The 24,586-nt window shown below is 58.5% G+C and carries 19 protein-coding genes and 1 pseudogene; 12 read left to right on the top strand and 8 right to left on the bottom strand.

From position 1 onward, the window contains the following. Positions 1–4: 4 nt before the first annotated feature. The 3 genes and pseudogenes from LZK81_RS18370 to LZK81_RS18360 all read left to right on the top strand — a co-directional run. Positions 5–1,345 carry an HlyD family type I secretion periplasmic adaptor subunit gene (locus LZK81_RS18370; protein WP_046604260.1) on the top strand — a complete coding sequence of 447 codons (1,341 nt, stop codon included), beginning with the start codon at positions 5–7 and terminating at the stop codon, positions 1,343–1,345. A 765-nt stretch (positions 1,346–2,110) separates the two neighbouring features. Further along, complete coding sequence (locus LZK81_RS18365; protein WP_233954169.1) at positions 2,111–2,434, top strand: acyltransferase family protein; 324 nt, start codon at positions 2,111–2,113, stop codon at positions 2,432–2,434. 73 nt (positions 2,435–2,507) lie between these two features. Further along, a pseudogene (locus LZK81_RS18360) lies at positions 2,508–2,636 on the top strand (IS5/IS1182 family transposase); the annotation flags it as partial. On the opposite strand, the gene LZK81_RS18355 reads toward LZK81_RS18360, so the two are convergent. Then, positions 2,630–4,204, bottom strand: coding sequence for a hypothetical protein (locus LZK81_RS18355; RefSeq protein WP_233954168.1), 1,575 nt, complete (start codon positions 4,202–4,204; stop codon positions 2,630–2,632). The pseudogene LZK81_RS18360 and the gene LZK81_RS18355 overlap by 7 nt on opposite strands. A 290-nt stretch (positions 4,205–4,494) precedes the next feature. Between LZK81_RS18355 and LZK81_RS18350 the strand changes: the two genes are divergently transcribed. Further along, positions 4,495–6,051 (top strand): O-antigen ligase family protein, encoded by a 1,557-nt coding sequence (locus tag LZK81_RS18350; RefSeq protein WP_233954167.1) that lies wholly within the window; start codon positions 4,495–4,497, stop codon positions 6,049–6,051. 41 nt (positions 6,052–6,092) lie between these two features. Here the strand turns inward: LZK81_RS18350 and LZK81_RS18345 are convergent, their stop codons facing one another. Beyond that, positions 6,093–7,106 carry a glycosyltransferase family 2 protein gene (locus LZK81_RS18345; protein ID WP_233954166.1) on the bottom strand — a complete coding sequence of 338 codons (1,014 nt, stop codon included), beginning with the start codon at positions 7,104–7,106 and terminating at the stop codon, positions 6,093–6,095. A 242-nt stretch (positions 7,107–7,348) separates the two neighbouring features. Between LZK81_RS18345 and LZK81_RS18340 the strand changes: the two genes are divergently transcribed. After that, the gene (locus tag LZK81_RS18340; protein ID WP_233954165.1) at positions 7,349–8,554 is read left to right on the top strand and encodes a glycosyltransferase; all 1,206 of its coding nucleotides are present in this window, start codon (positions 7,349–7,351) and stop codon (positions 8,552–8,554) included. 24 nt (positions 8,555–8,578) lie between these two features. On the opposite strand, the gene LZK81_RS18335 is transcribed toward LZK81_RS18340, so the two are convergent. The 4 genes from LZK81_RS18335 to LZK81_RS18320 form a co-directional block, all read right to left on the bottom strand. Then, positions 8,579–9,568 carry a glycosyltransferase family 2 protein gene (locus LZK81_RS18335; protein ID WP_046604266.1) on the bottom strand — a complete coding sequence of 330 codons (990 nt, stop codon included), beginning with the start codon at positions 9,566–9,568 and terminating at the stop codon, positions 8,579–8,581. Next, positions 9,568–10,362 (bottom strand): hypothetical protein, encoded by a 795-nt coding sequence (locus LZK81_RS18330; RefSeq protein ID WP_046608209.1) that lies wholly within the window; start codon positions 10,360–10,362, stop codon positions 9,568–9,570. The genes LZK81_RS18335 and LZK81_RS18330 overlap by 1 nt, the downstream gene beginning before the upstream one ends. A 68-nt stretch (positions 10,363–10,430) precedes the next feature. Continuing rightward, positions 10,431–11,921 (bottom strand): GumC family protein, encoded by a 1,491-nt coding sequence (locus LZK81_RS18325; protein WP_046604268.1) that lies wholly within the window; start codon positions 11,919–11,921, stop codon positions 10,431–10,433. Positions 11,922–11,975: 54 nt separating this feature from the next. Continuing rightward, on the bottom strand, positions 11,976–13,229 hold the full coding sequence (locus tag LZK81_RS18320; RefSeq protein ID WP_233954164.1) for a polysaccharide biosynthesis/export family protein: 1,254 nt from the start codon (positions 13,227–13,229) through the stop codon (positions 11,976–11,978). Positions 13,230–13,497: 268 nt separating this feature from the next. Between LZK81_RS18320 and LZK81_RS18315 the strand changes: the two genes are divergently transcribed. The 6 genes from LZK81_RS18315 (at position 13,498) to LZK81_RS18290 (ending at position 19,663) form a co-directional block, all read left to right on the top strand. Next, positions 13,498–14,637: a hypothetical protein gene (locus LZK81_RS18315; RefSeq protein ID WP_233954163.1), complete on the top strand. Its 1,140-nt coding sequence runs from the start codon at positions 13,498–13,500 to the stop codon at positions 14,635–14,637. A 268-nt stretch (positions 14,638–14,905) separates the two neighbouring features. Continuing rightward, complete coding sequence (locus LZK81_RS18310; RefSeq protein ID WP_052753515.1) at positions 14,906–15,904, top strand: glycosyltransferase 61 family protein; 999 nt, start codon at positions 14,906–14,908, stop codon at positions 15,902–15,904. Further along, positions 15,901–16,530 (top strand): serine acetyltransferase, encoded by a 630-nt coding sequence (locus LZK81_RS18305; protein ID WP_080954466.1) that lies wholly within the window; start codon positions 15,901–15,903, stop codon positions 16,528–16,530. The genes LZK81_RS18310 and LZK81_RS18305 overlap by 4 nt, the downstream gene beginning before the upstream one ends. Before the next feature lie 27 nt (positions 16,531–16,557). After that, positions 16,558–18,195 carry an AMP-binding protein gene (locus tag LZK81_RS18300; RefSeq protein WP_052756708.1) on the top strand — a complete coding sequence of 546 codons (1,638 nt, stop codon included), beginning with the start codon at positions 16,558–16,560 and terminating at the stop codon, positions 18,193–18,195. Next, positions 18,192–18,425 carry a phosphopantetheine-binding protein gene (locus LZK81_RS18295; protein ID WP_046604273.1) on the top strand — a complete coding sequence of 78 codons (234 nt, stop codon included), beginning with the start codon at positions 18,192–18,194 and terminating at the stop codon, positions 18,423–18,425. The genes LZK81_RS18300 and LZK81_RS18295 overlap by 4 nt, the downstream gene beginning before the upstream one ends. Further along, complete coding sequence (locus LZK81_RS18290; RefSeq protein ID WP_233954162.1) at positions 18,425–19,663, top strand: type III PLP-dependent enzyme; 1,239 nt, start codon at positions 18,425–18,427, stop codon at positions 19,661–19,663. The genes LZK81_RS18295 and LZK81_RS18290 overlap by 1 nt, the downstream gene beginning before the upstream one ends. 27 nt (positions 19,664–19,690) lie before the next feature. Here LZK81_RS18290 and LZK81_RS18285 read toward each other — a convergent pair whose 3' ends face one another. After that, positions 19,691–21,130: an exopolysaccharide biosynthesis polyprenyl glycosylphosphotransferase gene (locus LZK81_RS18285; protein WP_046604275.1), complete on the bottom strand. Its 1,440-nt coding sequence runs from the start codon at positions 21,128–21,130 to the stop codon at positions 19,691–19,693. Positions 21,131–21,484: 354 nt separating this feature from the next. Between LZK81_RS18285 and LZK81_RS18280 the strand changes: the two genes are divergently transcribed. After that, on the top strand, positions 21,485–23,074 hold the full coding sequence (locus LZK81_RS18280) for a GMC family oxidoreductase (protein ID WP_233954161.1): 1,590 nt from the start codon (positions 21,485–21,487) through the stop codon (positions 23,072–23,074). A gap of 41 nt (positions 23,075–23,115) precedes the next feature. On the opposite strand, the gene LZK81_RS18275 is transcribed toward LZK81_RS18280, so the two are convergent. Next, the gene (locus tag LZK81_RS18275; RefSeq protein WP_233954160.1) at positions 23,116–24,312 is read right to left on the bottom strand and encodes a glycosyltransferase family 2 protein; all 1,197 of its coding nucleotides are present in this window, start codon (positions 24,310–24,312) and stop codon (positions 23,116–23,118) included. Positions 24,313–24,586 lie beyond the last annotated feature (274 nt).

Here is a 24,586-nt window from a genome sequence, read left to right as displayed (position 1 = left end):
GGGCATGTCTGCTGTCGCCAAGGTACACGATCTCGAATGGTACTCGGAAGTTCCCCGGTCGGTCTGGAAACAGACGGTGACCGGTCTGGCGCTGACGGCCATAGCCTTTGGCGGTTTCGGCACCTGGGCTGCGACGGCCCCGCTCGCGGCGGCGGTCATCGCGCAGGGCAGTTTCGTCGCAACCGGCCGCAACAAGATCGTGCAGCATTTCGAGGGCGGTATCATCAGGGAGCTGCTGGTCAGCGAGGGTGACCAGGTTGTCGAGAACCAGCCGGTGGTCAGGCTTGACGAGACCGCATCGCAGGCCAAGAAACGGGAATTCTTCCTCAGACGCGTCAGGCTGGAAGCAACGGCCGCCCGGCTTACCGCCCAGTCCGAGGGTGCCGACTCCATGAAGATTTCGTCATACCTGAACGATTTCAGGGATGACCCGGATGTTTCCGCGATCATCCTTACCCAACAGCTCAACTTCAAGGCCCAGCGCATGAAGCTGGCGACCGAGCTTTCCCTGCTGAAGCAGAACATGAAAGCGCTGGAATTCCGCAGCGAAGGTTACACCCGGCACCGCGAGGCCATGTCGCGGCAGCTCGTCCTGCTCAAGGACGAATACGATACCAAGCGGGTTCTGCTGACCAAGGGATTGCTGCGAGCAACCGAGGTCAGAGCGCTTCAACGGGCGATCGCCGATGCCGAAGGGCAGATCGGCCGGCTGGAGGCGGAGGTATCGGAAACCGGAGCCCAGCTCCTGAAGGGGCAGCAGGAGATCATGCGCGCTGAGGAGACATATCGGGAGGAAGCGCTCGACCGCCTACAATCGATCCAGGGCGAGCGTGATACTTCGCGCGAACAATCACGCGAAGCCGACGATGTTCTGCGTCGCGCGACGATCCTTGCTCCGGTGTCAGGTACTGTCGTGCGGACATATTACCATACGACGGGTGGCGTTATCGAAAGCGGCAAGGGGATCATGGAGATCCTGCCTGCCGGCGTGCCGTTGATCATCGAGGCAAAGGTGCCTCGCAACGAGATCGACAGCGTCAAGGTCGGCCAGAAAGCCACGGTCCGCCTCATCGCATTGAACCAGCGCACGACCCCGGTCCTGCAGGGCGAGGTTTTCTATGTCTCGGCGGACGCAATGGAGGATAGCAGGGCAGGGCTCTCAAACCACGACGTCTATGTCGCGCGCATCAATATCTCGTCTGACGAGATCGCCCGCATCAAGGGGTTTACTCCGCAACCCGGCATGCCGGCGGAAATCATGATCCAGACTGCGGTCAGAACGTTCTTCAGCTATCTGGTCAAGCCGGTTGTGGACAGCATGTCGAGAGCGTTCAGCGAGCGCTGATAAGCCCCACCTGCTCGGGCCTACGCCAGGGGGCTACCTCTTAAGGCGTAGGCTCGCTGCTATCTTCAACGCGCCCTGTAAAGCCATTCGCCTTTTACAGGCTTCCAGCCAGCGCTCCGGAGATGGGCGGCAGGCTGGCTTTCCTCGCTTTTTCCCTAAAAGAAACCCTCGCCGATCAAACAGCGAGGGCGTCCGCAACACGGGAAATACTCGAGGCTGACAGGACGCCTCGGGCAACATAACACCACGAGCGTTGACAAATGTCAGGTTCACCAAAAGGAGAAGGCCCGACCGTTTTTCCCGTTCGAGCCTTCAGCAGTCTGTTTGGCAGAAGTATTATTCCTTTATCTGCAAGAGACATCAACTCAATCAAAAGGATTAGGTTCTCTCATTCGTTGTGGATAGGATAAAATTTAATAATCACAGGTTGTTTTCTATCTTTACATGCGCAGTTTCGGGCGAAGTACACGAAACTCGACGGCAATTCGTTCGGCATTTGGTTGGCTAAATTAGGCGTTCGAAAATTACACTTGAGGTGTGGCCTGATTGCAATATCGCCGATCTATGATTGTGCTATTTTATAGTGCGGACTTGAGCAGAACGCCTCGGGTTTCGGCGTTGTAGACTGGCCGGTTGCCCCCTAGGCAGCCGGTCAGTTGTTTGATCAATACTTTTATCGCGATGCCTTCGGTGCTGTGTCATGAAAGCGGGATATTCCGGCCCCGTGAACCCACAAGGCCGACCGTATCGACAAAGATCTGACGATTGTGTCTGTTGATCTTCCTCCCTGACTGGGTTGAGACGGCGTTGTTGAACGGCGGGCTGGGCGTTGCGGTCTTCTTCGTACTCAGCGGTTTTGTCATCGCCCATTCACTCTACGACAAACCGATGTCCCTTCCGGAATTCGGGCGTTTCACCCTCAGGCGATCGCTGCGACTGGATCCGGCCTACTGGGCTTCCATCGCGGTGACCATCGCCTTTGCTGCGCTGTCGTCATATCTGGTCTCCGGGCGGCTCGGTCAGCGCAAGGACCCAGATTTGCCTCCGCAGAACGTCGCTCCTCTCGCCGTTCGGCATCTGCCGCAATGATGTCGCGCCTTGCATCCACGTCGGAAGCGTCCTGGCCGGCTCGGCGATGATGAACAGGTAATCTAGAGCAGGGAGGCAGTTCGCACGGCTCGGCGAATGCCGAAGATTGGCGAAGGACGTCGAGAAATCCGTTGCGTCAGCCGAGGCGTGGATCGCTCATACACGCCAGATGACGGGACGGCCGGCAGGAGACTGCTATCGCGCAATACTTACGGAGCCCGTTTCTGATTGGAACTCCCTCCGCATGAGGATTTTCTCTATTGCCAGCCACTTGGGATTGCTGTCGCTCTCATTTTCCAACAGCCCCCAACTGCCCCACTTGCTCGCATCCGTCATTGAAGAATATAGGGCATAGGCATCTCCACCGGATCGCTGCCAGATATTCAGATGGAGGAGATAGAGATCGCCCATCCGTCTGTCACGATTTGCCGCTATGAAGAGGTTCGTCATCCTCTCGTTGTTTTCTGCACCAGTATGTCCGACAAGATGTTGTCCGCCTTCATAGGCGTAAAGCTTGACGCCATATTTCTTGGCAACGGAAGCCTGGGCCTCGATCATCTTCCGATTGTCGTTTAATACGTCCCGTTCAAGTTCCGTGAACAACTGGGCCAAAGGCCATCTGGAAACCGCTTCAGCTCGCTCAGGCGACCCGAGACTGCCGCCGAAATAGGGCGCGATGGCAAGGACGTCCGCATGCGCCCGCACGCCCTTCCACGACAGTATCGTTTCACTGGTCCAATCATTTACGGATTGAGCAGAATAAATCCCGATGACCCTTTGCGTCTGTCCACGAAATACGTCTTCCCAGATGGCAAGAATTTCCGTTGTCCGCTGGGCGTAGTAGCGGAGTTGGGCTTCGAACTCGTTGCTCGAAAGTCCGAGTTCGAGCCCCTTTTCCTTTGCATACTCCGCCTGGCCGAAGCTGGAATTCCAGACTTCGTTGGAATACTCCACATTCACCATCAGGTTTCCGTCCAAGCCGTCTTTCACCTGCTGTGCGAACCGGCGGATGTATTCGTCATCGGCTTGGTGAGGCATGTTGAACCAAGGGTCGATTTGTAGCTCGTTACTCAGTTCGATCATGTACTCAAGCGGCGTTCCGGCATCGGATTTACCGAAGTGGCCCACACGGGGCCGATCATCCCAGCTGCGGACCGCCGAGTTATTGGTAGCCATCCAGTCCATGAAGCGTAGCGTAGACATGCGCTTCAACCGCCTGAGGAAGGGCTCGCGGAATCGTTGTGTCGGCCTTTTGCCTCGTTCGTAGACACGGATGTTGCGGATCGGATCGGAAGGATCGGTTTCCATCAAGATTGTGGTGAAAGCCGCGTCCTTGCGAAGATTTCGCACATCATCGCGCCCGGGCAAACGCGCCTCCAGTTCGGCGCCTTCGCGATATCCGAGTTTTCCCTTGCCATCATAATAAACTGAGAGATTTACAGGCAGATTTCTCCGTTCACGTGAGAAGATCAGGAAACTCTCGATCGTAGAGTTCTCCGGGACGTTCAACGGGTACCCGTCCGGTGTCATCGGCGGTAACGGCGTGTCCCATGTAAAGGGTGCGCCTCTGACCTGCACACGCCAGCGTGAGGCGTTATAGGCCAGGTCGGAGAAGACCTGCTCGGTGGCCCAATAATTCATCGGGCTTAGATTCACGCCCAAACGGCTTGGATAGTCCTCTCTGGCTGAGGCTTGCCCAAACGAAAAGGCGTTGAAAGGTTCGGTGGCTGCAAGACCTGCCAGCATTTGAAGAAGTGTTCGGCGGTTCACGGCAGATGTTCTCCGTATTCACTCGGATATCTGTTGCAGTGCTTGTCGCGGAACGTGGCCGTCCACCACCAGACGAGATAATACAAGGCGCCCGCGAGCAAGCTGCGCATTAGTCGTATGCCGCCTCCAAAGTTAGTAGGTGGGAATCCCTTTTACCGTGTGGCGACCCGCAACCGAATGGGTAGCATTCCAGCGTAGCGGGATACCTTGCTCGATAGCGGCGGGTGGCGGGGAAAATATACAATATGCAGGCGTTCCTCAGATCATTGCGGCGGGGCAAGAGACGTTAGATGCCAGAATTCCTGCGCTCGCTTGTCTTTGTATTGATAGCCGCTGCCCCTGCCCTTTATGTCGGCGGGAAGATAGCGGTGCCGATAATCGGCCTGGCTGAGCTCCGTCTTTGGCGAAATTGCTGGCTGCTGGCGACCGTCATCACCTTCCTATCCAGGGGTTTTTTTGATTTTGCTGTCGCGATGGCTTTCGTGAGCTTTTATGTTCACCGATACTCCAAGCAGCCGGCGTTTTTCTATATAGTCCTGATGTTTGTTGCGCCCTGCGTGCCTATCCCCAGCGGGATACCCGGCATCTTCAACAAGATTATTGATCTCGATCCTCCTCGTTGGCTGGCGATTACAATTCTCCTGCCGATTGCGGTCAGGCTATTGAGGGACCGAGGCACTCGGGAATTTCGGGGCTTGGATGTTCTTGTGATTGCCTTCGTGGCGTATACCTCGCTGCTTTCCGTAAGGTTGGGAGATTTCAATTCCATTCTTCGGATCCTGGCCGGCAATTTTCTCGATATCTGCCTTCCTTACTTTGTCTTCAGCCGGGTGATCCGCTCCAGTCTTGATATGAACAAAGCGCTTCTCGCCTTCGTGGTCGGCGTGCTGCCCCTGAGCGCCATCGGGGTTCTGGAGATATCGAAAAGCTGGCGAGTCTATTATGTCGTCGTGCAGGAATGGGACGTGTTTCTTATAACCGCCTATCTATTTCGAGACGGGCTCCTGCGTGCTTCAGCCACGTCTATCGAAGCGATTGCCTTCGGCTTCGTCTGCATGACCGGAGCCGGTTGTCTCTTGGCTCTCCGAAGCCCAGTCCCGCTAGGTGCCTGGCGTTATGCGGCACTAGGCGTACTGGTGCTCGGGCTGCTTTCGAGCGTGTCACGAGGCCCGTGGCTGGGTTTCGCATTTTGTCTCTTGTTCTTGACCATCACTAACCCGAAGAGGTCTTTCAGGCTTGCTCTTGCAGGTTTGCCCGGGGTGGTTGCGTTGCTGTTCCTGCATCCCCCATTTCTTGACCGCTTCATAAACTTGCTTCCGTTTGTCGGATCGGCGGATAAGGGTAGCGAAACTTACAGATCCAGCCTTTTCGAAAATTCTCTGATAGTCATCCAGCGTTATCCGCTTTTCGGTTCGGCTTCATTCCTGAAGGAACCAGAGATGCAGACCATGATACAGGGGCAGGGTATTATTGATATAGTGAATACTTATCTGCAAGTCGCGCTATATTACGGACTAATCGGCTTGTTTATATTTGTACTATATTTCGCCTTTATTACGTCGGCGCTGACTCGAAAATCGTTCGAGGGTAACTCGGATGCGTTAAACTACAAGGCAGTTTTGGGTATCCTGGTCGCGATGCTCCTGGTGATTATTACAACCAGCAGCGTTTCTGTCATACCCTATATATATTGGACTTTCTCCGCCATGTGCGCCGCAATTCTCGCTCCGAGCTTCGCCAGAAACCGGGAATATCTTCCACTGAAGGTCCTTGGCTTGAACCTGCTGGCCCGCCAAGGCTCTCCGGACGATGGCAGAAAGAAGATGCGAGTGTTGGGCATGCACTGAAGGGACGCAAGCTGCGAACCTTCGACAGATATTGATTTGAACTACTTATACTCGATGATCCTTTGTCGACGATTGAGCAACCGGTTTAGGTAGAACTGCGCGATGCCCTGCATTTCCGGGAATTTGCCCAGCACGTCGAAAGTTGCGAAAAGCAGAGCATTTCCGAGCGCCGGTCGCGTACGCCGAGCCAGGCGCAGCAGCTGAAGCGGATAGAGCAGCAGAAGCGCCAGGGCGGCGGGGTGCAAAGCCGCGCCCGCGATTGTGACCAGCGGCAGCAAGCCGCCCCAGAAAACTGCGCGCCGGAAATTTCTCGTCCATATCCGGGATGGCGATGTCCGATGGAGATGAGACACCTGCGCATAGGCATGCCCGCAGCGTACGCTTCTCCGCCACCATTGGCTCAGGCGGCTTATATCCGCATCGTGGCGTGTCATTTCGGAAGGGAGGCGCCAGATCTTCCAACCTCTCTCGCGCAGGCGGACGCAAAGTTCCGGCTCTTCTCCCGCGATCAGCCCTGGGGAGTAACCTCCGAGATCCTTGAGGACGGAGGCTCTGATGAGAATATCGCCGCCGCATGCCTGAACTTCGCCCGGCAGCCCATCCCATTCGTGATCGCACATGGCATTGAAGATGGTGCGTTCGGGATACCGTTCGCGCCGTCGTCCGAAGACCAGCGCGACATCCTTGCGCATGACCAGAAAGGTCGTGGCTGTCGCTATCCATCCGGTGTCGAGTTCGCAGTCCCCATCCAGGAACTGCACAAAGATGGTATCGGGCCAGCGCCGCATGACGGCGTCGAAACCAGCATTGCGCGCGCGCGCCGCGGTGAAGGGAATTGTCATGTCCAGCGGCACTACCTCCGCGCAGAGGGCGGCCGCCGCCTCGGCGCTTCCGTCGGACGAGGCCGAATCCACGTAGATCGTACGGTCGCGATGGGTTTTGAGCGAACTGAGGCAGTCGATGAGACGCTGCCCTTCGTTGCGTCCGATCACCACGATGCCGACATCGGCCCCGATCCCGGTATAGCCGCGGTGCATTAGGATATCTGTGTCCATGCGTGCTTGTCCCCGGCCGTTGGTCTGGCGGTCGTCGCCAGTCGCGATCTCGGCCTGCCAACCTGGTAAGCCCATATTCTATTTGTAGAATTCGGGATCGCGGCTGTAAATTTACCTCTTTGGTGGAAGCCGATGCCGCGGCCCTAAGCTCTTTGTCCCACTGAGCCTCCGAAGCCCTTTTTGCTATACCGGTTCCAAGGGGAATTGCCGACGATCGGCAAAGATGAAGGGATGTTTGTGGAATGCGGATTGCGTATTTCACCAACCAGTATCCGGCGCCGAGCCACACGTTCATACGGCGCGAAATCGTAGCGCTGGAGGCGAGGGGGCATCGGGTCGAACGATATGCGGTGCGTCCCTTTCGTGGCGCGCTGAAGGATCCCGATGACATCGGAGAAGCTCGACATACTCGCCATATCCTGCGCACCCCGATGATACGGGCCATGGCGTGCGTCGCCCGCCAACTGCTTTCCCGCCCTGGGAATTCGTTGAAGGCATTGGGAGGTGCGTTCCGGTTCGCGAGGACGTCAGGCGGACGTTACCTGCATCACCTCGTGTACTTCTTCGAAGCGTTGATCCTGGCCGATTGGTGCCGCAGGGACGAGATCGATCACCTGCATGTGCATTTCGGCACTAACCCTGCGACGGTTGCGACACTGGCACATCAGATCGGCGGCATGAAATTCAGTTTCACAGTCCACGGGCCGGAGGAATTCGATCGGCCCGAAACGCTGGGGCTCGGCGACAAGATCAGGGCTTCGTCATTTGTCGTCGCCGTCAGCTCCTATGGTCGCAGCCAGCTGCTGCGCTGGGCCGACCTTGGAGATTGGCGGAAGATCGAGGTCGTTCATTGCGGCATCGACCAGCGCTACCTGAGCGACGACGTGGGCGTGCATGGCACCAGCCAACGTCTTGTCTGCATTGCCCGGCTGTCCGAACAGAAAGGCCATCTCCTTCTGCTGCAGGCGGCGGCAAACCTGCGGGCCGAGGGGATGTGCTTCCAACTCGTCCTTGTTGGCGACGGCCCGCTGCGGGCTGAAATCGGACACGAAATCGAACGGCTCGGCCTCGGCGATACGGTCGTGCTGACCGGCACGATCTCGCAGGACGACGTGCGCAGCGAAATCCTTCGGGCCAAGGCTCTGGTGCTGCCAAGTTTCGCGGAGGGCCTTCCCGTCGTGCTGATGGAGAGCATGGCTCTGAAGCGCCCGGTGATCTCGACCTATATTGCCGGCATCCCCGAGCTCGTTCAACCGGACAACGGCTGGCTCGTTCCCGCCGGCGATCTGGAGGCGCTGACCGGCGCAATGCGGCAGGCGCTGTTCGCAAGCGATGTCGAATTGTTTCGCAAAGGCGAGGCGGGACGGCGCCGGACGCTCGAACGGCATGACATCAACAGATCGGCGGCGGCGCTGGAAATACTGATGGCCCGACCGGGAGTTGTTTAAACCGGTCGGTATTTGCGAAGGCGGTCAGACCCTGCGAAATGGCCCCGAGTGACGAATGAAATCCTGCAGCAGATGCGGCGGTCCGCTTGAGGGCTTGCCTTCTGCGAGAAGGCGGACGCGCCAGGCGATGTGTCCGCAAAGCCAGGCAAGGTCCGAGAGAACCGAGAATACGGCTCCATGATGTTTCAGATGGTAGCGCCGCCGGGACTCGAACCAATAGGCCGGTCGCCTGGAAGGTTTGATGTGTCGCGTCACACCCGTCGATTGGCCGACCAGGTGGATGACGCGGCTTTGCGGCACGTGCCAGCAGGACCATCCGGCGCGCGCTGCCCGGATACAGAAGTCGACCTCCTCGTAATAGAGGAAATACCCTTCGTCGAGCACGCCGATCTGGTCGAGGACCTCTGTCCTGATCATCAGGCTGGCCCCGGAAACCCAGTCGATCCGGCTTGGCTCCTTCGGCATGTCGGGGACGATACGCCAGCGCCCGAGGAGGCGGGTGACCGGGCCTAGCCTGGCCTCGCTTTCGAATTCATTGGTAATCGAAGGAAAGCGGAAAGCGCAGGCCTGGCCCCGCCCGTCCGGATGCTCCAGACGGCTGCCGGCGATGCCGGCATCAGGCTTGCCGTCCATGAATTCCACGAGACGGCTAATGCTGCCGGGGCGTGCGATGGTATCGGGATTGAGGAGCAGCACATAGTCCGGCCGGCCGAAGTTCGCCGTGGCATACTCGATGCCCCGGTTGTTGCCGTAGGCAAAGCCGCCGTTCGTCTCGAGCGGGAGACATACGGCGTTCGTCCAGCCGTTCTCCTCTATGGCGGCCGCAATGAGTTCGGCCGAACGATCGCCGGACCCTCCCTCGACGGCAACGATCCGCGTCCCATCCGGAACCGTGCCCGGAACACTCAAGGAGGCAAGGCAATCGATGGTCAGATCGGCGGTCCGATAGTTGACGATGACGACCACCAGTTTCAGCCGCGGGGCGTCGTCTTGCCGGCTATGTTCGACATCCATCAAAGGCCGTGCCTCTTCGTCTTGTTCAGGACCACCTGCATGCTTTTTTCGGAGCCGAGATAGCTCCGGCAGATGTCCAGTTCAGAAAGCTTTGACTTACCAATGGCGAGTACGATCACGGCGGTGTCCGACATATCGACGAACGGGATCACCTCGTCCGAACTCAACATCGGCGGCAGATCGAAGAGAACGATCGTCGGCTTCAGCATCTGTCGCACAAATTCGATCTGCGTCGTCATGCGGGCCAAGTCAGCCGGCAGTGGAATTCTGCCCGGCCCCCAGGCGGCACGCAGCAGATGGCAATGAAGGCCTCGTATGTCCAGCGTCGTCAGCCACCCGCGGATTGGGTCCTCCAATGGCGGACGAGGCGGCAGTCCGAGTATGTTGCCGACTGCGGGATCCCGGAAGTTGGCGTCGACCAGCAGAACGTTGGATCCGGGTACGCGGGCAAAGCTGAGCGCCAGATTGATGGCGGTTACGGTGGTGCCGCAGCCGGTCGTCGGGGCGGTCACCGAGATCACCCGCGTGTCCTCATCCTTGTGTTCGGTCAGCAGCTGGTTTCGCAGGATGTCATAGGCGTGTGCCATCGAACTGTCGCTGTCGAAAGCGATGATGCGATTTGCATACAGGAAGGTGGGGGAGACCGGCGAGAGGTCAGGCGGCGGACATTCTTCATAGGAATGGATTCCATTGGCCGAGCTGTTGAGGTAGCCGGCATTCAGCTCGGCGAGACCGGTGCCGTCCAGTCTTTCCGCCATTCTTCCTCGAGCCGAGATATTCTTGATGATTTCCATAAAATTCCCTGCCCTATCCCATAGGTGCGATTTTCAACTAAAGGCGGTCCTGCCGGATTGGTGTGATGTCACCCTCCCGCGATCGGACTTGGGTTGGTGAATGTGGAATTCCGGAACGCCTTGGCTATGCGTCGCTTCGGCTTCCAATGTGGGATGACCACCAGAGTTTCTCCCGCCAGAGCGTGGCTGAGATCAAACGCGCCGCGAACGGTTCGATCAAACAGATGCCTGGCGTAAATTCCTGCAGCCGCGGCCATCGCCGCTGCGGCGCAAACCGCGGCGGCCAGATGAAGCCGCCGCGGTCCTGAAGCAACTTTGGCAACTTCCGGCTCCTCGATCACCTCGATCTGCTGGGCGGCATCGCCTTCCTCCAGGCGCTCGCCGAGGCGCGCGGCATCGAGTTTATTCTGCATCTCGTTCATGTTTCGCTGAAGCGAGACTTTCTCGGCTTCGTTCGCTTCGATCTGCGCTCCAACTTCGGGAGCGTGGGAGATGAGTTCCCGCAGTCGGCCGATGCGTTCTACGAGGGAGTTCCGTTGTGCGAGGTTCTGTTCCCGGCGTGGCTTTGCCATTGCGATACGTTCAGCAATCAGCATGAGCTCGGGCGGAAGCGTCTTGATCTGTTCCGGCGTCGGCATGGTCGCCGATCCATCGCGCGGCGCGGCGGGTGCGACCTGAGCCCGCATCTCCTCGAGACGCTGCTTCATGGCACGGATTTGCGGATGGGTGTCCGAATAAATGACGGACTTCACTGCAAAATCACGCTCAAGCTCGATGAGCTGCCCATGAAAACGCGTAACCTCTGTCGTCTGCCCGGGACCAATACGCAGCTGCGCCTCATAGATCCCGATCTCCTCATTCAACGCAATGGCCGCCCGATCGAGCGTCGCGAGTTCCAGTTCCTTGGTCTGAAGCTCGATCAGCAGGGTCGGGATCCGAGTGGGATGGGACTCCTTGTTTTCTTCGATATATCTGGTCCAGGCGCCTTCCCTCTCGCGGAGACGTTGCGTGACGTTATTGGCTTCCTGCGTGAGGAACTTGGTCGCTTCCGAGGCACGCGCCGTGCGGATGCGCCGGTTTTCTTCGATGACCTGCGACACGAGGTCCGACACCATATTCGCAGAAACGACGGGATCGTCATATTTAAAGCCGATCCTGACGGAGGCATTGCTTGCGGTGCGGTCGGCTCCGTCGGTCACCGATATCTGGAGAGTGATGTTGTTGCGTATCACGGCGGCAAAATTGTTCTTGGCGAGGGGCTCCCGCAGATTTGGAAAAAGACCATGCTTGTCGGCCAGCGCCAGCAGGCTGTTGCGTGAGAGTACCCGTTGCTCGATGAACAGCAGGCGGTCGTTCGATACGGTCGGCGATACGAGCGTTGTCGGTATCTGCTGGAATTCCATCAGCAGCAGCGCGTCGGAGTAATAGCTCCGAGGCATGGAGTAAATGAAGTAGGCCCCGACCATAAGAGTAACCAGAGCGGGCACGATGGCATAGAAAGGTTTGGCGAGTGCGATCTCGATAAAATAGAGAATATTGCGTCCTAATTCATTGATCATGCTGTCGCCTCATTGCTTCGCGTACGAAATACATTGGTCATCACGAAGTCTCCCTTATCGAGCCGCTCTCGTCGTTAACCCGGACGTACGGCTTCCGACCTGGGCCAATGGCTGTACCGCCCCCGCATCTTGGTTGTTCGCGGGATCGCTGTAGACGACGCGCAGCAGATCGCCGGGCAGGATCGGGGTCATCTCGGTTGCGGCGAACTCCCGTGTTTCACCGTTGGCGGTGCGCACGATCTGATAACCGAGCACGCGGCGCTCTTTTTGATGGTTCGAGGCGGCACTCTCGCCATAGATCGTCATGATCCGCGTGCTGTCGGCAAGCCGCGCCGCGACCTCCTCCTGTTCGCGGTTGGCTGCATTGAGTTCAACCAGCAATTGGGTCCGTTGCGCCTGGCGTGCGCTGTCATAACGGGCGATCTCCGCCATTTTTGCCCGCTCGGCGACTGCGATTTCAGATGTCAGTCGGCTGACCTGTCCCTCGAGTTCGGCAATCGTGCCTTCCTGGACCATCTGCTGGGAGCCTTCGGTCACGCCCTTGGCGACTAGCCCGTTGATGCTCTGGAGGCGACGCCTTGCCAAGTCTATCCGTTTCGTCAGGGTGTCGGCTTGCTCCTGCATCGCGAGGCTGTTTCGCTCCGTGAGCTGGTTTGCCTGGGCCTGGGCTTTTTCCTCCAAGGCGAGCGCTTCCATCCGGGCGTTCAGGAGCGATTGTTCCTGCGCAAGGGCCGGATCGGCGGCGAGGGTTTCGGCCGTGCCGATGGACTTTTCTTCGCGCATTTCCGCCTCCAGGCGGGTGATGCGTGCCCGCAGTTCCTGCAGGCGTTTTTGGGAGTGTTCGACTTCGCGTTTTACCACCACTGACCGGTCCTGATCGGCAGCCAGCAAGGGCGTGCGATAAACGCCGCCGGCGACACTGATGCCATGAAGGACGGTCATGTTGGCGCGATATGGATATTCGCCGGGGTTGTCGACTTCGCCGAGGACATAGATCAGCTGCGGGTTCTGGGAATTGGGGCGCAGCATGATGGTGAGATTGGGGCTGTCCTTGAAATAGGTCTTCAGCCGCCCGAGAAGTTGCGCTTCCAGTTCCGAAAGGGAAAGCCCCGCGCTCTGAATATGGCCCGCCAGCGGGAACGACAGCCACCCATCCGGAGCAATGACGACCTCGCGGGTAAGCTCAGGCTCCTGGGCAATCCATACCTGCAGCGTATCTCCCGGCTGCAGGCGATAGGTCGTCTGAGCTGCAACGTCCCCAAATGTCAGGCAGAGCAAAAGCCCCGCGAGACTCGTTATCCCACGCATACAGACCCCCAATGATCGGTAACCCCTTCCCGTCCAACTGGGACAAGACGGTTTATACTAGGGCGGCCTTAGGCACCTGCAAACAGAGCACAAAGAGGTAAGCTTCCGATCCCAAATCCTCCATCTAACGGATGAGCCTGAAAGTACTAATCGACTTTAAGATGAGCGCATCGCGCACGCAGCCGCTTGCGAAACGACCGGCCGACCTTAACCAATATCTCCTGGTGGCTCGGCTGAGCGATGCGGCCATGCCTATGCGGCCGCGGCCGTGGTGCTTACGGCCTCGGTTCGGATTTTTGTCGGAAAAACCGAAGCCAATCATGCCCAGATCGCGGACAAACGTCGGAGGCCATTTCAGATGTGTTTTTCGAGGATTTTGACAGCCGCTTTCGCGACATCCGCGGTCGGTGCGCTCACACTTGGCGCGGCCATGTTCAAGCCTGATCCAGTTACCGCCGAGCGGGATCTCGACGCTCCATCCCAAGCCCTTTCGGCGGCCAACCGAGACCATATCCTGCTGTCCGGGCACAGCCTGACAGATCAACCCTATCCTGATCATTTGAAAGGGATCGCCCGGCAGGAAGGGATTTCCGTGTCCTTGAGGTTGGAGAACGTGACCGGTTCTTCAATCCTGCAGCGAACCGCCGGCGGGCTCGTCCGATTGACCGACGAGCCTTACAACGTTCTCATCATCACCGAACAACATCGTGTTCTGGATGCGTTGATGTGGAGCGAAACTGTTCGTTACCTCCATGGCTACCACCAAGCGTTCACCGCGGCAAATCCAGCCGGGATCACATACTTCTACACCCCCTGGATAAGCCTTTCGTCTTTAGCGGATCCGCATCCGTGGATCGAGTATGAGAGGCTGGCTCTGCCCGTCTGGCGATGCGTCGTAAACCGGGTAAACGATAAGATCGGGGCGGCTGGCCGTAAAAACCATATTCGCTTCATTCCAACATCGCTTGCGCTTGCCGAGCTCGTCTCGCGCCTGGCGTCCGAGCCAGCCTTTAGCGGATTCGAGGACTGGAATGCGGCGGACCGCTTGAAAGCAATCTTCTCCGATGAGGTTCATCTGACGGAACTTGGCTCTTACTACGTGGCCGCCGTAAGCTTCGCGGCGATCTACGGAGTGGATATCCGTCGGCAACGGCCGCCCGCCTTGCTGGATGCCCGACAAGCCGACGCGCTGAGGCTATTTGCTGCCGACTTCATGCAACGCTATCGGGCAAACAAGATGAATGAAGCGGGCGATTGCGAGGCGCCGGTCTCGCTCGCCTTCGCGTCCCACTACGCGAACTATGTGGCGCGCGCCTACCCTCGTGAGGGCAGCTATCTCATTACGCAGTTGCTATGCATCCGGAATATTGTCCGTTTTACCTGGCGCTTCAGGAAAGGCCTGGAGTGAAACGGCTAAGGTGGATGCCCTCAGTTCAGAGCCGATAGCGGCGCTTCGGGAGGGCTAGGGAGCCTACGTTGCCTGATACGCCGAAATGAGTAACCCGATAGCCCAAAGACTAGCGGCGAAACCATTGGCAGCTATGCGAATATCTCGGTCGGGATGCGGAGTTTCGCACAAGGAAAACTCCCCTTGTCCGATGCTGATTGTACCTTGCGAGGATAGTTGGTTGATATCTTTTTTGCCGATTGTACATTCTCTGAGAAAGATTGCCGGGATGCCTTTCCCGGATATCGAAGCGGTTGCCGTCGATCGCTGGACGATTGCCCCGCAGACCCGGCGCTTCATTCGTCCCGCAAAGTTTTTGCCGCATCATCTCGACCGTATAAAGGGCACTCAATTCGGGCCGGTCACCGAGGTCGTGAAGGGCTTTCGTGGAAACTATGAAACCACTCAGGAGGCCACGGTCGGCTACCGGATGAAGAATGTCGACCTCATCGATGGCGTTCTCTACGCGCCGAAGTGTTCGAGGAGCCTCAGACCCCGCAGCCGTCGGCTGCCTGTCTATGTACCTCCCAAGCACTCGACCAGCGGTGCACTGTTCGAGAGCTGGGTCGGCAATCGCTGGTTCGGCAACTGGCTTTCGGATGATTGCCTGACCTATTCGCTGGCGGACCAATACGAAGCTCCGATAACGACGCGGCCGATCACGCGGGGGCACGAGCCGCAATATGCCTCCAAACTCGATCTCAAGCCGATCTATGTCAGCGACGTCCATTTCGACGAGGTCATCCTCTTCAGGGACAAGGGGCAGAACGAGGGCAAGAAGAAACGAGCCGATCAGGTTCGAGAAAAGCTTCTGGCATCGGCGCCCCCTTTTCCCGTTCATCCCGGCGTCTTCATCCTGCGGGGTAACAAGGGCGAAAACCGCCTGCTGTCAAACGAGTCCGATATCGCCGAACAGTTCGCGAAGAAATACGGATTCCGGATCATCGATCCGTTAGCCTCGTCGGTCGACGACATCATCCACGCCTGTGCCGGAGCGCGGGTCGTCGCCGGCGTCGAAGGCAGCCACCTGGTTCACGGACTGACGGTCATGCCGCCGGATTCCGCCCTGTTCGTCATCCAGCCGGCAGATCGGGTGGTTTCAGTTCTCAAGGTCATGACCGATCGTCAGGGACAAGGCTATGCCTTCGTCGTCGGCGAGGGAACCTGCGAGAACTTTCGGGTCGAGTGGAGTGATATCGACCGCACGTTGGAGATGGTACTCGCATGACATCACGGCTTCGTTTTCTCTATCCTCAATCTGCGGTGATGGCCGACCATAAGGGTGCGGCATCCCAGCATGCGCCTCCCGCCTCGTTTCGCGAACTGGTGCGGAAGGACTACGAGCGCCACGGCAGGAGGATCCTCAATGCCGGCTTTATCTCGCTGCTGGTCTATCGCTTCGGCCGGTGGGCGGGGAGCCTTCGGAGCCACGTGGCCAAACGGTTTTTCCAGAAGATCTACGGCGCGATCAACATGGTCGTTTCGACGCTTACGCGCGTTTGGATACCGGCAGAGGTGACGCTCGGCGAGGGTTTTCACATCATCCACGTAGAGGGATCGATTTCGATCCACCCTGACGCCGTGATCGGAAAACGGTGCGGCATCATGCACAATGTCACGATCGGCACGAACATGAGCGCCGGTGCACCCAGGATCGGCGATGACGTCTTTATCGGGGTGAATTCCACCATTCTCGGCGATATCCGCATCGGCGACCGGGTACGGATAGGGGCCAATACAGCGGTCTCTACCGACGTGCCATCGGATTCGATCGTCGTCGGTTCCCCGGCCAAGATTTATCCCCGCCTCGGCCCGTTTTTGACCGAACAGACCAAGACCGATGCCAGTCCCTGATCCACTCATCCGCTGGAGGAGTTTGCCATGAACGCGTTGACCACCAACTTCTATCAGCTTCTGGCTGACAACCTCGGCTCGAGGCCAGGTAAGCCCGCGATCGTCGATGGTCATCGCGCTGCGAGTTATGCCGCGGTTGCGGCCGACGTGGATCGACTGGCGGGTTATCTGCAGAGCCGCAACATTCGGCCGGGTGACCGGGTGATCGTGCACCTGCGCAAGAGCATCGCCGAGGTCACCGCCATGTTCGCCATCGCCAAGGTGGGCGGGGTGGTCGTCAACGTCAACACGCAATGGACGGTCGAGCAGCTCGAATATGTCGCCAACGACTGTGGTGCACGCCTGCTGATTGTCGAGGCAAGGGTCGCCGAAGCTCTTGGCGCGCGCAAGCTACCCGACACGGTCGACAATGTCCTGGTCAAAGGCAAATTGCCGGCCGACACCATATTCGATGTCTGGGATCATCTTCCGGAAGATCTTTCTGGCGACGAGATTGCACGCCTCGACACAGAACTTGCGATGATCATCTACACGTCCGGTTCGACGGGCATGCCGAAGGGTGTGATGCTGACCCATCGCAACATCGTTGCCGGCGCCCGCTCTGTATCGCGCTATCTGGGCCTGAGGGAAGACGACCGGTTACTCAGCATCCTGCCCTACAGCTTCGACTACGGCCTGAACCAGCTGACGACAATGATGTTGATGGGCGGTACCGTCGTGCACCAGGCGGTGCCGATGGCCACCGAAATCGTCCTGGCCATGCAGCGGCATCGGGTGACCGGGGTGGCCGCCGTGCCGCCGCTCTGGAGCCAGATCGTGCGTCTGCTGAAGGACAATCCGGTGGAGTTTCCGGCGCTCCGGCGGATCACCAATTCCGGCGGCAAGATTTCGCTCAACATCCTGGAGCAGATACCGCGGGTCTTCCCGGATGCGGATGTCTATCTGATGTACGGGCTGACCGAGGCTTTCCGCTCGACCTATCTCTCGCCGCAGAAGTTTACCCGCAAGATGGGGGCTATCGGTCAGGCGATCCCCGGCGCCGAAGTCTATGTCATCAAGCATGGCGAAGGCATCGCCCATCCCGGCGAACAGGGCGAACTCGTTCATCGCGGCCCGCTTGTCAGCCTTGGATATTGGGGCAAGCCGGAGGTGACGGAGCAGAAGATCCGGCCGTGTCCGGAACTCTGGCACCTGATCGGCGACGAACCGGTTGTCTATAGCGGCGATATCGTCCGGATCGATGCCGACGGCGACCTCTGGTTCATCGGCCGCAACGACGCGATGATCAAGACCAGCGGCTTCCGCGTCAGTCCGGATGAGATCGAGGATCTCGTCTGCCGCAGCGGCGCGGTGGCGGAGGCGGTCGCCTTCGGCGTCGACGACGAGGAACTGGGGCAAACGGTGCATGTGGCGATAACCCCGATCGGCGAATTCGACGAGGAGGCCCTGCTGCGCTACTGCCGGCGCGCGATGCCGTCCTACATGGTGCCGCGGCAGTTCCATGTCTGGCCGGAAAGCATGCCGCGGACATCGAGCGGCAAGCTGGCGCGGCCGGATGTCGTGCGCCTTTGTCGCGAATGGATGCAAGGCGGGGAAAATGTCTTAAGCGAGCCTCCGCCGGCAGCTCAAATCAAAGTGACCGAAACACGGGAGAACCTGCAATGAGCCTTACCCATGGAAAGTTGATTGGTTATCTGCGGGAATCCCTGAATATCGCCCATGCCGACAGCGAGAGCGAACTGTTCTCCTCAGGCCTTCTCGATTCCGTTTCGATGGTGAACCTCCTGGCATTTGTCGAACAAACGACGGGCCTTTCCATTCGCGCCGAAGACGTGACGCTCGAAAATTTCGATACGCCGGACCGGATTATCCGTTTTGCGGAAGCCAGTGCCTGATGAACCATTTTTCGGCGCTCGATGTCTGGCTGCAGAGTGCGGCGGCATCATTCGGAACCCCCTCTTATGTCTATCTCGCATCGGCAATCGAGAGCCGGGCAGCGCTCCTGAGGCAAGCTTTCGAGCAACGCTTCGCATTGAGCTTTGCCGCCAAAAGCAATCCAAACCCGGCTCTGCTTTCCCTCATGAAGGGCCAGGCGGAATATCTCGACGTCTCCTCGATCGGGGAGTTCCGGACGGCGATAACGGCTGGATGGGAAGCCGAGCGCATCAGCTTCACAGGTCCTGGAAAACGGCCGTTCGAAATCCGTGAGGCAATAGAAGGCGGCATTGGCGAACTGATCCTGGAATCGGTGCGTGAGGCGGTGCTTGCGAACGCGGTTGCCGGCGAACTCGGACGGATACAGCATGTCCTGGTGCGTATCGCGCCGACCACGGTTCCCAAAGGGTTCGGCGACCAGATGGCCGGCCGGCCGTCCGCCTTCGGCATAGACTGGGAAGATATCGCAAGGGACATCCCCGACATTGCGGCTCTGCCCAATCTCAAGATCGTCGGACTGCACATCTATTCCGGCACGCAATGCCTGAAGCCGGAGGCAATCTGCGAGAATTATCGCAACTTCATCGGCATTTTCCGGGAGGTTTGCGAAACCTACATTCCGCGACCGGAGAAGTTGGTTTTCGGATCAGGGCTTGGAATTCCTTATCACGACGGCGACCTGCCGCTAGACCTCTCTGCGGTCGTTGCCGGCATCGCAGCGGATCTCGATGGTTTCAAGGCGCTGCCGCAATTTGCCGAGACCCGGCTGGTGCTCGAACTCGGGCGGTATCTCGTCGGCGAGGCCGGATATTTTCTGACGCGCGTCGTCTCGGTCAAGGAATCGCGCGGCGTGCGGATTGGCATCTGCGATGGCGGCATGAACAACCACCTGCCGGCTTCCGGTCATTTCGGAATGGTGATGCATCGGAACTATACGATGCACAAGGTCGGCGGGCAAGGCGAACCGGAGAAAGTCAACCTTGTCGGGCCTCTTTGCACGTCGATCGACCGGCTCGCTGTCGGGGTGATGCTCCCGCGGATCGAAGAGGGTGATCTTGTTGCCGTCCACAACAGCGGCGCTTACGGGCTAACGGCAAGCCCGATCCATTTCATCAGCCACGCACCACCCTGCGAGGTTCTCATCGAGGCCGCCGGCATGCGCGATGTGACACACATTCCGGCGCTCCCCTCGGCATAACGCCTGCCTAAAATCTCGCAGTGAAAATCAGTAGGCTTTGCCGAAATCGCAGATCTCGATCGCGGTGCGGAGGACGATCTTCGTATCCAGCCAGAACGACCAGTTGTTGATGTACCAGAGGTCGTGGAATATCCGCTCTTCCATCTTCTCGATGTTCGGCGTCTCGCCGCGGCAATTGTTGATCTGCGCCCAGCCGGTCAGGCCGGGTTTGACGTGCCGCCTGAAGGCGTATTTGGCGATCTGAGCGTCGTAGAGTTCGTCATGGGCGAGCGCATGCGGGCGGGGGCCGACGATCGACATCTCGCCGCGAAGGACGTTCCAGAATTGCGGCAACTCATCTATGCTCGAAGCGCGGATGATAGCTCCGACTTTCGTGACGCGGGGATCTTTCCTGGTCGCCTGGCGAATATCACCCGAATCTTCCATGACGGTCATGCTGCGGAATTTCAGGATTCGGAACGAGCGGCCGCCGTACCCCTTGCGGACCTGCCTGAACAGCACGGGACCCTTGGAATCACATTTGATGGCGATCGCCACGACCAGCAGCAACGGAAACAGCGAGAGGATGGCGGTCAGCGAGAAGACGATGTCGAATGCGCGCTTGGTGCCGCGTTCATAGAGGTTCAACGGTGGCCGCTGCGTCTGAAAGGCGGTCATGCTGCCAATCTTGCGGGCAGGAGCGCTGGTCAGACGACCGACGACGCCATCGAAGATGACATTGACCGGCAAAGCAGAGCGCCTGAGTTCGCCGAGGTAGAATTCGAGATTGGAGACGTTCGGGTCCCGCCAGATGATGAATACTTCATCTAAGCTGTCGGTCTCGCTTTGCTTCAGTCTCTGCAGGGCGTTCGCGGGCAGCAGATTTTCATCCGAGAGGCGTATGATCTGCGCGAGGGTCATGCCGCTTGCGGCGGCCTGATGCTGCCAATGTTCGGCCGAAAACTCCTCATGGCAGATCAGCAGCACCCGCTTCATCTTGAAGGAGGCCGCAGCTGCCGCCGATGGCAGATACCAGTGCCAGAACAGGCGGGTGCAGATCAGCCCGGACAGAGAGATGAAAGCGGTCATCAAGATCGCCCCGCGCGAGAACGTCGTGCCGATCTTCAGAAAGAAGATGACGGTCAGCAGGAAGGCAAGGGCGCTTGGGATAAGGACGCAGATCAGCCGGATCTGCGGCCTCAGGAGCTGAATGCTCTCTGGGCTGTAGGCCTGGGCGCTGTGCATGGCGAGCACGAAGATCGTCGACAGAACGAGGCCGATGCCGATGAAAAGCGAAGGATCGGGCGCAGATCCGAAAACGGCATACTGATAGCCCGTGAAGCCGACACCGGTCGCTCCAAGAAGGTAGACGAAGTCCGTCGCGGCCGCCACATAGGCGATGACATGATATTCCAATCCTCCGCGCGGAGGCTTGTGCTCATACGATATGTAGTCATTTCCGATGTTCGGCTCAAATGGTGTGATCATCGTTAAAAAACCCCTACCAGCGGTACGAGTATAGCCGAGGAGAGGGTTGGCACAATGTATCCTGCCTACCTCCTAAGAATGATCTCCCTATTACCTACTTTTGTTGCTAGGATGATTGAGTACAATCCTTTGTGTATAACGTCCAATTTATGCTCAGGTTTTTAGTAAACCTACAGGTATGACTTAAAATTGAGCATGTGAGTTTATTTTATATTTCTGATGGTAAGGCGGAGCTACCGTTTCGCTGAGAAATGGACATTGGCAGCGGTTGGATGCTCGGCTCTGCGTCCGAAGGAGCCTCCTCGCCGGCTGAGGCTTGATCGCCACAGCCCTTGTTTTGAGTTGGGGGTGTGGATGGAATTTGAATGGGACGTTGCCATCGTCGGCGCCGGAATGGGCGGGGCGGCAATGGGATACGCGCTGGCAACCGCCGGGCATCGCGTACTTTTCATTGAAAAGGGTCTGGCTCACTTTTCGCAGGACGAACGTGATGACCCCGATAGTCTGGACGAAGCGAAGCGCCTGAGAAATGGCCGATGGCCGCAGCAGATTTCCGGCTCGGTGGATGCTCGTCCCGTCCGGTTCTTTCCTGCGCTCGGCTGTGGAGTCGGCGGTTCGACGCTTATCTATGCGGCGGCGCTTGAACGGTTTTCCCCAAGCGATTTCAAAATCGTCGACAAGTCCGGCAGGCAGGCCTGGCCGATAGACTATGAAAACTTTGAGCCTTTTTATCGCAAGGCGGAGCGCCTCCTGCATGTGAGCGGCAGCCAGGATCCGCTGCAGCCACGATCGGAGGTTATCGAGCCTCCTGCCATGACACGATGCGACCAGCATTTTTTCGACTCGGCGCAAGCGAATGGGATGCATCCCTATCGAGTGCACACGGCCTGCCGATATATCGACGGGTGCGGCCAATGCGGCGGCTTCATCTGCCATAAATCCTGCAAGCAGGATGCGCGGCGGGCGTTCATCGAGCCGGCACTCGCCACCGGAAACGCCATGGTCATCGATCAATGCAACGTGGAAAAGGTCTCGGCGGACGACGAGGCGGTCACCCAATTGTCGTGCCGGAGGAATGGAGACGAGCTGGCAATCGTAGCCAAGCTCTATGTACTCGCGGCCGGCGCGCTTTCGACACCCTTGTTGCTCCTCAACTCCACCAACGAATTCTGGCCGAACGGCCTTGCAAACACGTCGGACCTCGTGGGGCGCAACCTGATGTTCCACGCGTCCGATTTCTTCGCCGTCTGGCCCCGGGGCAGAACCCGTGTTTCCGAGCCGGGAAAGTCGATCGGCCTTCGCGATTTCTATGAACATCAGGGTCTCAAGCTAGGCGTCATCCAGTCCACGGGCCTGACTGCGACCGCCAATAACGTGCTTCATTTCCTGAAATCACTGATCGACCAGAACGGCTGGATCTGGCTGAAGCCGCTCAAGCCCTTCATGCGCATTCCGGCGATGATCGGCGCTCTTATCTCCGGCAACGCGACGATATTCACCTCTATCCTCGAGGATCTGCCCTATCCCGAAAATCGCGTGAAGCCTGATCCGGAAGATGCCGCCAGCATCTATTTCGAATATACAATTCATAATGAGCTGCGGCAAAGAATGCAGGCCTTCCGCAAGTTATATCGCAAGGCATTCAAGCGGCACCGGATGATGATGCTCGGGTCCGAAGTCAACCTCAACTACGGCCATGCCTGTGGAACGTGCCGGTTTGGTCCGGATCCCTCCACGGCGGTACTGGATGCCAACAACCGTGCGCACGACCTGAACAATCTCTATGTCGTTGATGCTTCGTTCTTCCCGACCAGTGGGGGGGCCAATCCAAGCCTGACGATTGCCGCTAACGCCTTGCGTGTCGGTGAGCATATTGCTCAGAAATTGTCCGCGACAAAGGCGAAACAGAGGGAGGCCTGCGTCGTTTCGGATTCCGCGTCCTGACCACGGAGCTTCCGAAGGGGGCAATGCCCCGGTCTCTCCAATCAGTGGTTCCTGTTTCGATCGGTTCTGATCCAGGCCGCCTCGCCGGCTTGGAGGATATGGCGCGGATAAATCCTCAATTTCCTGAACATGTATCCCGGAATGTCCGCCATGGCATGCATGGGAAGCGCGCGTCTGCCGTGACGCCACCAGGCAACCGATAGCGCGATGTCGAAAGCAAGGATTCCGATGGACGAGATCGCAAGTGGCGCGATCGCAATTCCCGAAGTTGCGAGGAAGACTGCCGGAACCAGTGAGAGCAGGAGAAGCGCTGCCAGCAATGTCAGCGGCGGTATGAGCGCATCGACGACGAGCGCCAGATAGGCCCTGTTCCGCAACGTGTTGACGTCCAGCAAGGCGGAGAAAAGGTGTGCCGCCAGCGCGAAGCGGCCGGCGTTCCATCGGGAGGCTTGCGTTTCGAGGCCTTTCTTCGAATACGGAAACCTGCTGCTGACGGCTGCGGCATCGCAGAAAAGCGGAGCGTGGCCGATCCGCGCCAGGTCCAGCCCAAGCTTCATGTCTTCGACCAGATCGCCGTTCGCAAGCGCGGCGTCCCGCAGGATGGCCCAGGGGAATGCCATGCCCGAGCCGGTCAATTGCGCAGGAAGCCCGAGTTTCGCCAGTCCAAGAAGCCGGATCCGGTTCTTCAGAAGAAATGCGAATTCGGAAACCGCCAGGTTGATGCTTGCGTCCGGCGGCGCGAACATCAGGTAGCGGGATTGCACAGGTCTGTTCGTTGCCGCGGCCATGATGGCGAGGTTATCGAGTGCGCCCGGCTCCAGCCAGCAGTCGGCGTCGACAATGACGACCACCTCCGGCGGCAGCAGGCCGAGATACCTGACGCCGGCGTCGAGGGCGTATCCCTTGCCGCGGCGAAGCGGATCGAACCGTACGATGACATCCGCGCCCGCTTCACGTGCCAGCGATGCCGTGAGATCACTGCAATTGTCGGCCACGACGATCAGCCGATCCCCGTGGCGCATCTGGCTTTGGATGCTGTGCAGGGTATCGGTGATCTGGAGTTCTTCGTTATGCGCCGGGACAAGAACCGCGACTTGCGGCCGCCGCCCGTTCTGACGTGGCGGTCCGCTCCGCCCACCGAGACTTCCAGCGAGACATTCAATCGCGAAAAAAACAGTCGGAACCAGGACGACGACGGACAATATCAAGGCCGCGGCGATCAGTATGTCCTGTTGCATGGCTTCCCCTCCGACGACGCGTCTCAAGCGGTCAATCATAGCCCGAGGGCCGAGGGTTCTAAGCTGACCACGCTACACCGTTCGAGTGTGCACGGGCTCATCCTATTTCGGGGCAGGTGGAGCCACCGCGAACATGTCTACGCCCATTTGATGGCTGGTGGATCAATTGAAGTCTGATCCTTGCGCCCAATACGGTTATCCGATGCAATTCGTTGAGCGAATGCAGTCGGTTACCCGAAAATATGGTTACGCATTGCTGACCGTCCGCCTCACG

Source organism: Neorhizobium galegae (assembly GCF_021391675.1).
GTDB classification, from domain to species: domain Bacteria; phylum Pseudomonadota; class Alphaproteobacteria; order Rhizobiales; family Rhizobiaceae; genus Neorhizobium; species Neorhizobium galegae_B.
This window is presented reverse-complemented; position numbering and strand designations above follow the sequence as displayed.

Coding starts and splice junctions, on each gene's coding strand:
- LZK81_RS18275 (WP_233954160.1), bottom strand. CDS start 24,312: ATGCAACAGGACATACTGATCGCCGCGGCCTTGATATTGTCCGTCGTC.
- LZK81_RS18340 (WP_233954165.1), top strand. CDS start 7,349: ATGCGGATTGCGTATTTCACCAACCAGTATCCGGCGCCGAGCCACACG.
- LZK81_RS18345 (WP_233954166.1), bottom strand. CDS start 7,106: ATGGACACAGATATCCTAATGCACCGCGGCTATACCGGGATCGGGGCC.
- LZK81_RS18325 (WP_046604268.1), bottom strand. CDS start 11,921: ATGATCAATGAATTAGGACGCAATATTCTCTATTTTATCGAGATCGCA.
- LZK81_RS18285 (WP_046604275.1), bottom strand. CDS start 21,130: ATGATCACACCATTTGAGCCGAACATCGGAAATGACTACATATCGTAT.
- LZK81_RS18310 (WP_052753515.1), top strand. CDS start 14,906: ATGCCTTTCCCGGATATCGAAGCGGTTGCCGTCGATCGCTGGACGATT.
- LZK81_RS18330 (WP_046608209.1), bottom strand. CDS start 10,362: ATGGAAATCATCAAGAATATCTCGGCTCGAGGAAGAATGGCGGAAAGA.
- LZK81_RS18335 (WP_046604266.1), bottom strand. CDS start 9,568: ATGGATGTCGAACATAGCCGGCAAGACGACGCCCCGCGGCTGAAACTG.
- LZK81_RS18350 (WP_233954167.1), top strand. CDS start 4,495: ATGCCAGAATTCCTGCGCTCGCTTGTCTTTGTATTGATAGCCGCTGCC.
- LZK81_RS18280 (WP_233954161.1), top strand. CDS start 21,485: ATGGAATTTGAATGGGACGTTGCCATCGTCGGCGCCGGAATGGGCGGG.
- LZK81_RS18300 (WP_052756708.1), top strand. CDS start 16,558: ATGAACGCGTTGACCACCAACTTCTATCAGCTTCTGGCTGACAACCTC.
- LZK81_RS18320 (WP_233954164.1), bottom strand. CDS start 13,229: ATGCGTGGGATAACGAGTCTCGCGGGGCTTTTGCTCTGCCTGACATTT.
- LZK81_RS18305 (WP_080954466.1), top strand. CDS start 15,901: ATGACATCACGGCTTCGTTTTCTCTATCCTCAATCTGCGGTGATGGCC.
- LZK81_RS18370 (WP_046604260.1), top strand. CDS start 5: ATGTCTGCTGTCGCCAAGGTACACGATCTCGAATGGTACTCGGAAGTT.
- LZK81_RS18290 (WP_233954162.1), top strand. CDS start 18,425: ATGAACCATTTTTCGGCGCTCGATGTCTGGCTGCAGAGTGCGGCGGCA.
- LZK81_RS18295 (WP_046604273.1), top strand. CDS start 18,192: ATGAGCCTTACCCATGGAAAGTTGATTGGTTATCTGCGGGAATCCCTG.